This is a genomic window from Vibrio sp. R11-SG3-ISO9, assembly GCF_059834255.1.
The window spans coordinates 346,047-360,341 of the sequence record NZ_JCBDGU010000056.1 but is presented as its reverse complement, the minus strand read 5'-3'; the positions used below and the strand labels follow the sequence as shown (position 1 = coordinate 360,341).

General features: G+C 46.7%; 11 protein-coding genes. 10 read left to right on the top strand and 1 reads right to left on the bottom strand.

The features are described from left to right. Nucleotides 1–39: 39 nt before the first annotated feature. Nucleotides 40–1,314: an amino acid deaminase gene (locus AC6R05_RS22535; RefSeq protein ID WP_500648709.1), complete on the bottom strand. Its 1,275-nt coding sequence runs from the start codon at nucleotides 1,312–1,314 to the stop codon at nucleotides 40–42. A 175-nt stretch (nucleotides 1,315–1,489) separates the two neighbouring features. Here AC6R05_RS22535 and AC6R05_RS22530 point away from each other — a divergent pair, with 175 nt between their 5' ends. The 10 genes from AC6R05_RS22530 (at nucleotide 1,490) to betB (ending at nucleotide 14,276) form a co-directional block, all read left to right on the top strand. Next, complete coding sequence (locus tag AC6R05_RS22530; protein WP_500648708.1) at nucleotides 1,490–2,923, top strand: N-acyl-D-amino-acid deacylase family protein; 1,434 nt, start codon at nucleotides 1,490–1,492, stop codon at nucleotides 2,921–2,923. A gap of 84 nt (nucleotides 2,924–3,007) precedes the next feature. Beyond that, complete coding sequence (locus AC6R05_RS22525; RefSeq protein ID WP_061016111.1) at nucleotides 3,008–3,400, top strand: RidA family protein; 393 nt, start codon at nucleotides 3,008–3,010, stop codon at nucleotides 3,398–3,400. Between the two features lie 206 nt (nucleotides 3,401–3,606). Next, complete coding sequence (locus AC6R05_RS22520) at nucleotides 3,607–5,121, top strand: sodium:solute symporter family protein (protein WP_500648707.1); 1,515 nt, start codon at nucleotides 3,607–3,609, stop codon at nucleotides 5,119–5,121. An 89-nt stretch (nucleotides 5,122–5,210) separates the two neighbouring features. After that, entirely contained in the window at nucleotides 5,211–6,158 is a 948-nt protein-coding gene (locus AC6R05_RS22515) for a sugar kinase (protein WP_500648706.1), read from the top strand. 20 nt (nucleotides 6,159–6,178) lie between these two features. Further along, nucleotides 6,179–6,808 carry a bifunctional 4-hydroxy-2-oxoglutarate aldolase/2-dehydro-3-deoxy-phosphogluconate aldolase gene (locus tag AC6R05_RS22510; RefSeq protein ID WP_500648705.1) on the top strand — a complete coding sequence of 210 codons (630 nt, stop codon included), beginning with the start codon at nucleotides 6,179–6,181 and terminating at the stop codon, nucleotides 6,806–6,808. A gap of 108 nt (nucleotides 6,809–6,916) precedes the next feature. Continuing rightward, nucleotides 6,917–9,367, top strand: a complete 2,451-nt coding sequence (locus AC6R05_RS22505; RefSeq protein WP_500648704.1) for a family 20 glycosylhydrolase — start codon at nucleotides 6,917–6,919, stop codon at nucleotides 9,365–9,367. A gap of 263 nt (nucleotides 9,368–9,630) precedes the next feature. Continuing rightward, nucleotides 9,631–11,310 carry an LruC domain-containing protein gene (locus AC6R05_RS22500; RefSeq protein WP_500648703.1) on the top strand — a complete coding sequence of 560 codons (1,680 nt, stop codon included), beginning with the start codon at nucleotides 9,631–9,633 and terminating at the stop codon, nucleotides 11,308–11,310. A 10-nt stretch (nucleotides 11,311–11,320) separates the two neighbouring features. Continuing rightward, a complete protein-coding gene (locus tag AC6R05_RS22495; RefSeq protein ID WP_500648702.1) occupies nucleotides 11,321–11,758 on the top strand; it encodes a hypothetical protein in 438 nt (145 codons plus the stop codon). 387 nt (nucleotides 11,759–12,145) lie between these two features. Next, on the top strand, nucleotides 12,146–12,748 hold the full coding sequence (gene betI, locus AC6R05_RS22490; RefSeq protein WP_152469999.1) for a transcriptional regulator BetI: 603 nt from the start codon (nucleotides 12,146–12,148) through the stop codon (nucleotides 12,746–12,748). Nucleotides 12,749–12,815: 67 nt separating this feature from the next. Beyond that, nucleotides 12,816–14,276: a betaine-aldehyde dehydrogenase gene (gene betB, locus AC6R05_RS22485; RefSeq protein WP_500648701.1), complete on the top strand. Its 1,461-nt coding sequence runs from the start codon at nucleotides 12,816–12,818 to the stop codon at nucleotides 14,274–14,276. Nucleotides 14,277–14,295: the final 19 nt, after the last annotated feature.

Genomic DNA, 14,295 nt, shown 5'->3' with positions numbered 1-14,295 from the left:
AGCCCCGTTAGTATATCTGAATGTGATCGGAAAATACCGCTAGAAGCAGGTTTCGACCCAATTTGTGACTTGGTGTTCGTCATCACTGATCGCAATATAGCGCCATTTATCAAAGGTTAAGCATGGGTGAGAGGTCGAAAATGCAATCACATCGCCTACTTGAAGGTCGCTCTCTTCGCTGACCTCGATAAAGGTGTGCTGATCCATAACGGCGGTTGCCACAATGCCTTTGACTGAAATCTGCTCGCCATTGCGATAACCACGCTCGGCAATCGGTAAACCAGCATCGAAGGCGACATCACGCTTCCCTAAACCGATCACGGCTTTGTTCGACTCAGGACGAGAAATAACATACGCCCACACCTCAAGTGCCGATTCTAAGTCACCACCTAGCTCACAGGCATAACCTTGGTTGGCCTGAGCACGTTGCATCACTTTGCTCTGTGCGTCGAGGTAGATACCTGTGTCGTGGATTGCGTAACAGCCCGGGCGGATAATGGCTAAACAGTGGGTCAGGTTCGCAAAACACTCTGCAACAACGTCATACCATGCCGACCCTGCACCGGTAACGATCGGTGTTTCCTGAATAAATCCGTCCAGTGCCAGTGTTTGAACAGCATTGAGTGTTTGGCCTAAGAAGTCACGAATGTCTTGCTCGGCATTGTCGCCATGAATCACACCTTCATAGACCTCAATGCCCGCTAACGAGAGAGCTGACATAGCGTGAATTGTTTCGGCGAGTTCGAGCACTTCCTGTGAACTACGACAACCGCAGCGGCCGCCAGACACACCAAATTCAATCAGGACATTGAGTGTCTGCTTGGTGTTGGAAAAGTAGTTATCGAGTTGCTCTAGATTGAGTTGAGAGTCAACACAGCAGTAAAAGTTCACGTCAAACTCAGCCATGAGTGAGGAGATGATCGCCATGTTGGTTTTCCCAACTAACTGGTTGGCCATCATGATGTTTTTGGCACCTGCGAGTGCTGCGATTTCGGCTTGAGCAGGCGTAGCGACAGTGATTCCCCAAGCGCCGTGTTTCAGTTGTTCTCGGAAAAAGTCAGGCGTCATGGACGTCTTTCCGTGCGGAGACAGTTGAACTTGATGATGGTTAGCAAAGGCTTGCATCCAACCAAGATTATGAGTGAGAGCGGACTGTTTGATGACTGCAGCCGGTAGCGATATCTCTTCATCAATTAAGCTGTATTTGCCGGATTGTGACAAGGTGGTCACGCGACCTTTTTGCCCTTTCTCTAGCAGTGCTATTTTGCTGTTTTGATACTTTATAACATTTTCTTGGTTCGAGTTCAGTGTCATTGTTCATTCCTAACATGGGTTAAGTTGCTGTTTTTGAATGTTTATTTTTATCTTTTTGTTTTTCTGTGAAAGAAACTATCACACAATTTAAAATATAATGTGTGTTTTGTCACTGAAAACTATCACCCGAATTTTTAAGATAGCTCCATCAACACAGCGGATTGAGAGAGTGAAAATGTTGTTCGATACGATCATCAAAAATGTAGAGGTATTTGACGGCACGGGCGCACCCTCCTTTGGTGCAGATGTCGCTGTCCTAGACGGGAAAATCGTAGAAATTGGTCAGATCGATCATGAAGATTGTGCGCAGTTGATTGAAGGCGCTGGATTAGCGTTAGCACCGGGCTTCATTGATGTTCACACTCATGATGATACCAACGTGATTCGCTTTCCCGACTGCCTACCAAAAGTCAGCCAAGGTGTGACAACCGTGATCGTTGGCAACTGTGGTATCAGTGCTTCGCCAACGGTACTGGCAAGCGATCCACCTGACCCAATGAATCTATTGGGCGACCAAGCAGATTTTAAATACCCAACCTTTGCTGCGTATGCACAAGCCGTAGAGCAAGCGCAACCTGCAGTGAACGTCGCAGCCTTAGTGGGACACACCACACTGCGTAACCAAGTGATGGATGACCTACAACGCACCGCAACTGAAGATGAAATTGCAGAGATGCAAAACAACCTTGATTTGGCGATGGAGCAAGGTGCATTAGGTTTGAGCTCTGGCTTGGCTTACGCAAGTGCGAAACAAGCGAACGCCAATGAAGTGATGCAGTTAGCCAAAGTGCTGTCTAGCCATGGTGGTATCTATACCACGCATATGCGTACCGAATTTGAAGAGATCTTAAGCGCGATGGAAGAAGCGTTTGAGACCGGGCAATACGCAAAAGTGCCGGTTGTTATCTCCCACCTTAAATGTGCAGGTGCAGGTAACTGGGGCAGAACCGTTGAAGTGCTTGATTTGATGGATAAAGTATCTGAACACCAAGATGTGTCTTGCGACTGTTACCCATATTCAGCGAGCTCTTCGACATTAGATTTGAAACAGGTGACGGACGATTTCGACATCTTCATCACTTGGTCTGAAGCAAAACCAGAACATGCAGGCAAAACCCTTAAGCAGATTGCTGATGAGATGAACCTACCCCTGATGGAGGCAGCAAAAGCGCTTCAACCAGCGGGTGCGGTTTACCACTGCATGGATGAGAACGACGTAAAGCGTGTTTTGAAATACAAGCTGACCATGGTTGGTTCCGATGGGTTGCCAAATGACCCGCACCCGCACCCAAGATTGTGGGGCACCTTCCCGAAAGTTTTAGGCCATTACTGCCGAGACGAAAAGCTGTTCGCACTGCCTGAAGCGATTCACAAAATGACTGGTATGTCAGCAGAGCGTTACAACTTAGCGGGTCGAGGTGAAATTCGCCAGGGCGCATTTGCCGATTTAGTTTTATTTGATCCAAAGAATATTAAAGACACCGCAACATTTGAAAATCCTATTTCAGTTGCAGAAGGAATTGAGAGTGTCTTTGTTAATGGTGAGTTAACTTACCAAAAAGGAATTGTACAAAATAATCGTTCGGGCGTTTTTATTTATCGTAATTAACGAATATAAAGAACTGAAATTATTTTATTTAAATTAAGTTTATTGGAATAACCAATATTATATATTTACATCTGGAGTTAAAAAATGACTATTAAACGTTACGGTGTTGAAGGTGGTACAGGTACAGGTGGACAACATTTACCATTTGCACGTGCAACGGAAGCGGGTGGTTTCCTATATGTTTCTGGCCAGACACCAATGACTGACGGTGAAGTGGTTGAAGGCGGTATTGTTGACCAGTCTCGCCTAGCGATTCAAAACTGTGTCGATATCATGACTGAAGCGGGCTACGGCCTAGAAGACGTAGTGCACGTAAAGGTTGTACTTACGGACTCTCGTTACTTTCAATCTTTTAATAAGGTATTCAAAGAGTTCTTTGGTGCTAACCCACCGGCACGTATCTGCATGGTTTGCGACCTAGTTGTAGACGTGAAAGTTGAAGTAGATGTGACTTGCTACCGCGCTGATCGCGTTTAGTTATAACCTAATCACAATAACCTACTTAGAGAGTATTAGGGCGTAGTCATCCCTGTTATTATTCTTTAATACTCTCACCCTACATTTATAAAAATTACTTTAATTAAAATTATACAAAATCAATAAAGTAATTATATGAAATATTAGATGAATGAATCATAAATAAAGTTCAGGAATGAACTTCATATTTCACTGAGAGGTGTCCAATGAACAGCACTCTTTTTCTTACAGGCTTCGGCGTGTACGTATGTTTTTTAATTTGGTTAGGCTGGTTTGTCTCGCGTAATCAAAAATCTGGCGAAGATTTCTTATTAGGTGGCCGTGGCCTGCCACTATTTTTAGTACTTGGTACAACAGTCGCGACGATGGTCGGTACGGGTTCAAGTATGGGTGCAGTTGGCTTCGGCTACGCAAATGGCTGGGCTGGTGCTCTGTACGGAATTGGCGGTGCTGTTGGCATCCTATTGCTTGCGTTATGGTTTGCTCCGGTTCGTAAGCTGAACTTCATGACAATGAGTGAAGAGCTAGCGTATTACGTAGGTGCTAACCGAATCGTGAAAAACGTGGTTGGCCTACTTATCTTTATCGCGTCAATTGGTTGGTTAGGTGCGCACATTCTAGGTGGCGGTATGTACCTAGCGTGGATTGCTGACATTGACCTTAACCTTGCGAAGATCATTATTGCAGCGGCATTCACGATCTACGTTGTTATCGGTGGCTACACAGCGGTTGTATGGACCGATACTATCCAAGCTATCATCCTTTTTGCTGGCTTCATCTTGATGGCGGTGATGTCTGTGAACCACATTGGTGGCATGGATAACCTTTACGCTGCGATGGACCCTGCTGCTACGAGTTTTTTAGCAATCGATAAACTGGGCATTCTGCCTGCGGTTTCTCTAGCTGTGGTTATCGGTGTTGGTGTACTGGCGACGCCTTCATTCCGTCAACGCATATACTCTGGTAAAGACGTCTCAACAATCCGTCGTTCTTTCGTGGCGTCTGGTGTGTTGTACCTTTTCTTCTCTATCATTCCAGCAATCATTGGTATGGCGGCACACGCTATCGACCCAACGCTGGATAACCCGAACTTCTCTTTCCCTTACATTGCAGCAACAGTACTTCCAGTTGGCGTTGGCATGATTGTTCTTATCGCTGGCCTATCTGCAACCATGTCGAGCGCGAGCTCTGATGCGATTGCGGGTGTGTCTATCCTACTGCGTGACGTATACGTGATGTTCACTGGCCGAGTGCCAAACAAAGAATCAATGATGAACTACTCTCGTTTAGCTTTGGTTGTGGTAATTGGGTTTGCACTGCTGTTCGCACTGACGTCAAACGACATCATTGGCTACATCACCAAGATGATTTCAACAGTTATGTCGGGCATGTTCGTGTGCGGTATGTTGGGGCGCTTCTGGAAACGCTACAACTGGCAAGGCGCGATTGCGACACTGGTTGGTGCGTCGATCGCTTCATTCACTGTAATGCTTAACGCTGACCTAACAGCCTTCTGGGGCAACCCAGTGATTCCATCTTGTCTATTCGCTCTAACAGCGGGTGTGGTAGTGAGCCTATGTACTCCGGCTAACCAAGTAACACCAGAAATGGCAAAAGCGAATCTTGATGACGAGCGTGCTCTGATGGAGATGGAAATGTCTGAGACTGGCGTACTTGAAGAAGAAGCGGCACCTCAACGTCCAGTAAATCAAACAAGCTAAACCAACGCTCCACAACTGGTTTGCTTAATTCAGGCCCTGTTTAACGGCAGGGCCCTTCCCCATTTATCTCTCTATTTTTAGGATCGGCTATGCCTGTATCTTCTCACTTCAACATTGCTTTCTTTGGCGAATGTATGGTCGAAATCAGCGGCTCTCCATTAACCAAAAAGTTTGGCGGTGACACGCTAAATACCGCGCTTTACCTTTCTCGCTTGACTCAACATAAAGACCTATCAGTGCATTACGCGACAGGTCTTGGTGGTGATGAACTGTCTCAAAATATGATTGATAGCTGGCAGTTAGAAGGTATTCAAACCAATTTCGTAGAGCGCATTGCGAATAAGCTTCCTGGTCTCTACATGGTCGAAACCGATGAGACTGGTGAACGACACTTTCATTACTGGCGCAACGACGCGGCAGTTAAATCTTATTTCCAAGCGAATGATCTGAATAAGCTTGAAATCGCGCTGACAGAGAAACAAGTCGACGCGGTTTACATCAGTGGCATCAGTATCGCGATTTTAGATGACACCTCACGTGAACGCCTGTTGAAAGCCATTGGCGTGTTCTCAAACCAAGGCGGTAAGCTGATTTTCGATAACAACTATCGCCCGCAGCTTTGGACGACTGATCAAGCTCAACATTGGTACGCCAAATTATTGCCATTGGTAGACATCGCGCTGATCACTGAAGACGACGACCTACTGGTTTGGGGTAATTCTGAGAGCGTTCAACAACGCTGCCTTCGCTTAGGTTGCCAAGAGATCGTTATTAAACGTGGCTGTGAGCCATGCAAAATTGTTCAGGTAGAAAGCGGCAAGGTAGTAGAAAGCTACGTATCAGCGACAGCTGTTGCGAACGTTGTTGATACATGCGCTGCTGGTGACTCTTTTGCGGCGGGTTACTTAGCTGCACGCTTAACGGGCGAGAGTGCTACCGAAGCCGCTGAACTCGGCCACCAACTGGCTTCTACCGTTATTCAATATTCAGGCGCCATTATCCCGGTAAGCGCTATGAACCACTTAATCAAAAAATAGAAAGATAAAGCGAAATTATTATGTCTCAAGAAATGATCAACACACTTAAGCAATTCAAAGTTATCCCTGTTATTCAAATCAACAAGGTGGAACACGCGATTCCACTAGCAAAAGTGTTAGTAGAAAACGGCCTACCAGTCGCAGAAGTGACGTTCCGTACCGAAGCGGCAGCGGATTCGATTCGTGCGATGCGTGATGCCTACCCAGAGATGTGCATCGGTGCTGGCACAGTATTAACCCCTGAGCAGATCGATCTTGCGAAAGAGGCGGGCAGTGAGTTCATCGTAGCGCCAGGTTTGAATCCAAACACGGTTAAACGTTGCCAAGAGATCGGCATGCCAATCGTTCCTGGCGTAAATAACCCAAGCCAAGTAGAGCAAGCGCTGGAGCTAGGTCTTAACTTCTTGAAGTTCTTCCCAGCAGAAGCGTCTGGCGGCATCAACATGGTCAAATCTTTGCTCGCGCCTTACGTTGATGTGTCGCTAATGCCTACAGGTGGTATCGGCAAACACAACGTCAATGACTACTTAGACGTTGATCGCGTGGTGTGCTGTGGTGGCACGTGGATGGTTTCTCCAAAGATGATCGAGAACGAACAGTGGGATGAGATTGCTGTATTGGTTCGTGAAGCTGTTGAGCTTGTTAACTAGCGCCAGGCTTTTGATCTCACGATAAACAGCAGCAGTGGCTGATGGTTCTGTTTTGTGAATCGCCTCCGATAAACCAAACAGAACCGCTCTTATATAGGAAAACTAATAATGAAAAAAACTATATTGTCTCTATTGATTTCAGGTTCAGTAGTGTCCCCAATGGCGTTAGCAATGGCTCCGAATACCGATCTTAACTTAATGCCGTACCCACAAACGGTTGAACTACAAGCTGGTCAAGTAAAGGTCGACGGTAACTTCAAGGTTTACATCAAAGGCTATAATTCTGATCGTGTTGAGTACACGGCGAAACGCTTTGTCGATCGTTTGGTACGCCAAACCGGTATCCCGATTCTGAATTGGCAGGTTGATAGCGCAGACGTAGCAAACCTGATCATTGATATTGACGCAGCTCCAAAGTCTGAAATTCAGAACATCGACTCAGAAGAGTCTTATAAGATTACCACTCAAGGTGAACAAATCACGCTGAGCGCCCCAAGTCCTTATGGCGCTATTCATGGTATCGAAACCCTTTTACAGCTCGTTGAAACAACAGCGACTGGCTACCACATTCCTGCCGTTACGATTGTTGATGAACCTCGCTTCCGCTGGCGTGGTGTTTCCTACGATACCTCTCGCCACTTTATTGAATTTGATGTGTTGATTCGTCAGCTAGATGCGATGGCTTCTGCGAAAATGAACGTGTTCCATTGGCACTTCTGGGACGACCAAGGTATCCGCATTCAAACGGAATCTTGGCCGCGGCTATGGTCAGAAACCACCGATGGTGATTACTACACTAAAGACCAAGTTCGTTACTTAGTTAAATACGCTCGTAACCTTGGTATTCGTGTGATTCCTGAAGTCTCACTACCGGGACACTCTTCTGCTGTGGCGCATGCTTACCCACGCTTAATGTCGGGTGGCGAAGGCCAAAGCTATGACCAAGAGCGCGGCTGGGGTGTGTTTGAGCCATTGATGGACCCTCTAAACCCAGAGCTTTATGAAATGCTGGGTGATGTATTTGATGAAGTGACCGAGCTATTCCCAGATGAGTACTTCCATATTGGTGGCGATGAGCCAAATTACTCTCAATGGATCAACAGCGAAAAGCATCAGAAATTCATCGAAGAGAACGGCATTGATGGCGAACGCGGTTTGCAGTCTTATCTCAACGTAAAAGTTGAGAAGATGCTGGAAGAGCGTGGCAAGAAGATGACGGGTTGGGATGAGATTTGGCATAAAGATCTGCCAACTTCTATCGTGATTCAAAGCTGGCAAGGTCACGACAGTATTGGTCGTGCAGCGCAAGAGGGTTACCCAGGTATCCTGTCTACCGGCTACTACCTAGACCAGCCTCAGCCTACGAGTTATCACTACCGCAATGACCCAATGCCAACCGGTATCACTGTTGATGATAAGCTTCACAGCGGCGAGAAGTTCGTGACTTACCAATGGCAAAAGCCTCGTTCTAAAGGCAGTCCACGTAAGGGTACGCTGACTATCATTGAAGCGAAAGATGGCACTTTCCGCGCGTTCAGTGATTACAACGGAAAGTCTCGTGAAGAGATCTACATCCTTGATTATGTGCCGGGCAAAACTTTTGTCGGTCACTTCGATAACTTCATGTCTTACACTGAGTTTAACCTGAACCTCAATCCAAATGGATTCTCTGAGGGCAGCTACCAATTGATTGGTAACGTGCGCTGGCCAACGACAGGTGAAGTGATTGCGAGTAGCGATATCGAAGGCAGTGTCATCCCTGAACCTAATGGTGGTTACCCTGCAGAACTCACCGACAAAGAAAAAGAGTTGATTCTGGGTGGTGAGATTACGATATGGCTAGAGAACAAAGACAGCCTCACGGTAGAAAACTACCTATGGCCTCGTAGTTACGCGATTGCAGAACGTTTCTGGTCGGACGCTGAACTGACCGATGAGCGCAGCATGTACAAGCGTATGAAAGCGATGGACACATGGTCGGAAATCTCAGTAGGTCTGCGTCACCACGCGGATGCTGATATGTTGCTGAAGCGTATTGCCAGAGGCCAAGATATCCAAGATCTTCGTATTCTTTCAAAGTATACCGAGCCAGCACAATACTATGCTCGTAACTGGGAGAAGTGGAACTCAACAGAGCCTAAAGGCACTTTGTACAGTCAATATGAGCGCCTAAACCGCTTTGTTGATGCGCTGCCAGTGGAAAGCTATGCGGTGTATGAGATGCAGGATTTGGTTAACGAAGTCGCGACAGGTAATCAACAAGCATTGGAGCAGCTTACTGAGCATTATCAGCAAGCAAAATCGGCTGCACTTGCCGCTGAAACTATCTTTGCTGCTAACGTCTCTTCGGTAGAAACTGTGGTGGTTGCAGAGAAAACGGTCGAAGTTGCCGATCTGGCGCTCACTTTGATTGCTAAAGCGAAAGCGGGTGAGCAAGTTCGAGAAGCTGATGCCAATGCCTACCAAGCTATCCTATCTGATGCTGCGAAGATCTACGATGAATCGATCATTGCGATTGTTCGTCCAACGGAGTTACTGCTCAAGCAGTTGAGCCAATAGTTACAAAGTTGAGCTAAGAGTTACCCTTCGCAACTAATATAAATCTAGCCGCTCTTTTGCCAACGTGCAGCAGGGCGGCTTCTTTGTTTTCCGCACTAATTCCCCGTATCAGTTCCTCTCTCTTTTAGGATGTCAGCTTCATTCTCAAAATGAGAAAATCGCATCCAGTGTCGCTAACTTTATGAAATTAAACGGCTAAATTTTAGGCACCATACTTGCTCTCTTCTACTTTACACATTTACAGTCAGTTGAGAGGGAAGATAATGAGAATATGGAATCCACTGGTTGCGGCAGGCTGCATGGCTCCCAGCCTAGCACTTGCATTAACAACGTCCGATTTTACTTTTGAATCTGGAGCAGACAGCTCAAATTACTCTGCCTTAGGTAAGCCCAACGATACCTATTCGATTGCCGGAACATTGCCTCATGACACGCTAGATAATGTCTACTCGATGTTGCCTGAAGGAACTTATGTCAACAGCGCCTTCATCGCACCAGAGCGTTATTCTAATATTGATATTGATGACGAATTGGGTGGTGCCGAGTTCGCATCGGCGAAAATCACTTTTTTGAATGAAGGGGCTGGCTATCGAAACGCGCTCGGTTACTTTGTCTACGATACCAACAACCCGCCAGCTTCAATTGACGACATTACAGCGCATACCATCGTCTTCCCCAACACTTCAAAAGCCCCAGATGGTGAAATGGTCGAAGGTGACACCATCGACTTAGGCGTCGAATTGACCGCGGGTCAAACCCTCGCCTTCTTTGTAGTTCCCAATGGTTGGGGGTGGTCGGGTTCATACAATAACATTGCTTCACTTGGTAATTGGGGAACCCCTTTTTACAGTTACTCTGAACTTAACCCTGAGAACACGGCAACTCTGCGAAGACATAATGTGGCCTTTATCGACACTGAGAATGAGTTCTTCGTACTGGGCTTTGAAGACCTAAAACGTACGGGGGGCGACCATGACTTTAATGACCTGTTGTTCACGGTTGAAGTGACTCCGTTTACTGCGGTGGATGGGGTTAACCCAGACGGTTCAACAGACTCAAAATATGAGCCATTGGTGCAGCAAGACAGCGACATCACCATCACCTCTGTTTATCCAAGTGGTAGTGATTATGCGACCATCGCATTCGAGGACAGATGGCCATTGATGGGTGATTACGACTTCAATGATGTGGTATGGCGTTACCAAATTACAGAGCAGTTGAATGGTCAGCGTGAACTGAAAAACATCAGTTTTGACTATACGCTGCAAGCAATGGGAGCAGGCTTCTCAAACGGCTACGGTATCCATCTTCCGGGCGTTGACCCTAGTAACATTGCTAATGCGACTCTGACCCGTAATGGTGTTGCGGTTAGTCATTCGATTGTAAAGCAGGGTACTAGCGATGCAGTATTGATTGTTTCTGAGGACCTTAAAGAGGACCTTCAGAACTTAGGTGAACTTACTGAAAGTTGCACATTCTACAGAACACAAACCGACTGCTTGGCCACACAAAATGCTGGTGCATTGCAGTACCAACTCTATGTTGAGTTCACGACCCCAGTTTCACGTGATGTTGTCGGCTACCCGCCTTACGACTCGTTCATTTTTGCTGCTCAGTACATGTATCACGGTGATTTTACGAGCGAGGCTCCTGGATTCACATGGCAGACTCATTTGAAGCAGTTCTCGGGCACTAGTGACATGAACAACGCCTTCTTCAACACCCATGACGACAAGTCTGACAACGTGGCGTCGTTCACTACGGAAAACAATATGCCGTGGGCGATAAACATTCGTGACGAGTGGGATCACCCGATTGAATACACAGACATTTGTGAGGCCTACCTAACCTTTGATGACTGGGTAGAAGCAAGCGGAGAGAGCCATGGTGAGTGGTACAAAACCGCTGTAGAAAACACTTCAGTCTCAGCAACGGGCGAATAAGGAGAGCATCATGAAAACATTTATCAAGCTAATCAGCCTACTTTCGATTTCAGCCCTGACTGCATGTGGTGGTGGCGGAGGAGGTGGTGGCTCAACGGCTCAACCTGCGACTCCGGCTGCCGCTCAAGATATTGTTGCCCAGCGCGATTTTTCGTTTGATGTAGGTGAGAAAATTACCCTGTCGATCGATTATTCAGGGTCAACAAAGGGAGCTCTGCATCTCTATTCAGAAGCGGCGTTCGTAAAAGCTGATGGTGAAGTGATTCCAGATCCGGTTTCGCGCATTACTACCATCTACCCAGATCTTACCGATGAAGTCGAACTCGAGGTTAATACGAACTGGGACTCGCTCTATGTGCGCTGGGTACCAATGACCAGTAGCGAATCAGAGCAGACGTGGAGTATTGCTCTTGGTCAGCCGAGCAACAGTTATCACCTTGCGTTCTAGTTAACCCACATTCTAATAAAACCACAGTCTAACCCTAAATCACGCGGAGAGTGCCATTGGCTACTCTCCGTTTTTTTATATTATCTCTTTTCAAGATACTCGGTTTTCGGTTCTTTCTATTTTCAAGCCTCAAGCTTTCCCTTCTTTCTGCTCATCTATTAAACAACCTTTGCCTAAAACTATCGAACAATAAACATCACACCTCAAATCTTTTGGGTATTTATTTAGTGGGCGAATGATTGTGTAACCTATTGTTTTAGTGTCTGTTTTTGTTGTTTTTACGTTTGTTTTGTAATTGCTTTGTTAAAATAATCATTTGAACCCTAACTAGTTTTCTGTCATTTTATAATTAATCGAACGTTCAATTAAAAATAAAAGGACCCCAAAATGCCCAAGGTAGGGATGCCAGATATCCGAAAACCGCAACTCGTACAAGCCACAATGGCGGTGATCGATCGTGTCGGTTTGCATTCGGCCAGTATCGCTTTGATCAGTAAAGAAGCTGGAGTGTCGACTGGGATCATTAACCACTATTTTGGTGGTAAGCATGGGCTGCTTGAAGAGACGATGCGCGAAATCTTGCGCCAATTGTCGGTCACTATCACTAAAGCTCTAAAAGAGTTACCCGCTAACGCTCATCAACAAAGAATTAACGCCATCATCAACGGCAATTTCGAAGGCTACCAAGCAGAGAACAAGGTCGCGAAGACTTGGTTGGCGTTTTGGTCTTACTCAATGCACGACGCTCAGCTCAAAAGGCTGCAACGTGTAAATGAAAAACGCCTTATTTCTCATTTGCTTATTGAACTAAAGGCACTTTTGGAACCTGAGCAAGCTGAGTTAGTGGCGCATGGTATTGCCTCCTTAATTGATGGCATTTGGCTACGTGGGACGCTCAACCCCGAAGGCATAGATGCAAACAAAGCACGCGCAATCATCAACGATTATCTCGACAAACAGCTGACGTTCTACTCGCTGAATGTCGATTAACGCGTTTAAAACCCGTAATTTTGAATGGGCCAGCAGAGCCTAAACATAAACTAAGTCAGAAATTCACATGGAAATGAACACTTTATACATAGATGGAAAAACGGTGGCTGCTACGTCTGGGGAAACCTTTGTTAGCACTAACCCTGCCAATGGTGAACCTATTGCGATCATAGGCCAAGCGTCCCAATCAGACCTCGATCAGGCGGTTGAATCGGCGAAGCGCGGCTTTGCTGTATGGTCTGCCATGAGTGCAGTGGAGCGCAGTCGCATTTTGATGAAGGCGGTAGAAATACTTAGAACACGAAACGATGACCTTGCAAAGCTTGAGGTTGCTGATACAGGTAAGCCATTGCAGGAAGCGCTTGAAGTGGATGTGGCCTCTGGCGCTGACGTAATTGAGTATTACGCAGGCCTTGCTCCAACTCTGCAAGGTGAGCAACAACCCCTGAGCGAAAGCCAGTTTTTCTATACCCGTCGCGAACCTCTGGGTGTGTGTGCTGGTATAGGTGCTTGGAACTACCCAATTCAAATCGCCATGTGGAAATCGGCACCTGCTCTGGCCGCGGGTAATGCAATGGTGTTTAAGCCTTCAGAAGAGACACCACTTACTGCACTAAAATTGGCTGAAATCTTTACCGAAGCGGGTTTGCCTGACGGTGTGTTTAACGTTGTTCAAGGCGATTACCGAGTTGGCCAAATGCTGACGGCTCATCCTGATATTGCCAAAGTCTCTTTCACGGGTGAAACGGGTACGGGCAAAGCGGTAATGGCTGATAGTGCAAAGACGCTTAAGTCCGTCACCATGGAGCTTGGTGGTAAGTCGCCAATGATTATCTTTGATGATGCCAAGCTCGATGATGCGGTATCTGCCGCGATGGTGGCTAACTTCTACACCCAAGGTGAGGTGTGTACCAATGGCACACGAGTTTATGTGCATGAAAACATCTACCAAGAGTTTGTTGACCAGCTCAAGGCGCGTACAGAAAAGCTTGTGATTGGTGACCCGATGGACATCGAAACGCAAATCGGTGCGCTCATCTCCAAACAGCATCTGTCTAAAGTCCTTGAAGCGATTGAGACGGCTAAGCAGTCTGGCGCAACTCTGCTGACTGGCGGCTATCAAGTGACTGACAATGGGCTAGGTAATGGCAATTTTGTTATCCCAACCGTATTCGTCGATTGTGACGATGACATGCCTCATGTTCAGCAGGAGATCTTTGGCCCTGTGATGTCAGTGCTCAAATTCACCGATGAAGACGATGTGATTCGCCGCGCGAACGACACTCATTATGGCTTGGCGGCGGGGGTATTCACTCAAAACCTATCACGCGCGCACCGCGTGATTCATCAAATGCAGGCTGGAATTTGCTGGGTAAACACTTGGGGTGACTCACCAGCAGAGATGCCAGTCGGTGGCTACAAGCTATCTGGTATTGGTCGCGAAAATGGACCCGAAACCCTGCTTCATTACACTCAAACCAAGAGCATTCTTATTGAGCTAGGCGACTACGCCAGCCCTTATGCATAACGCTTAACCTCTCACGGAG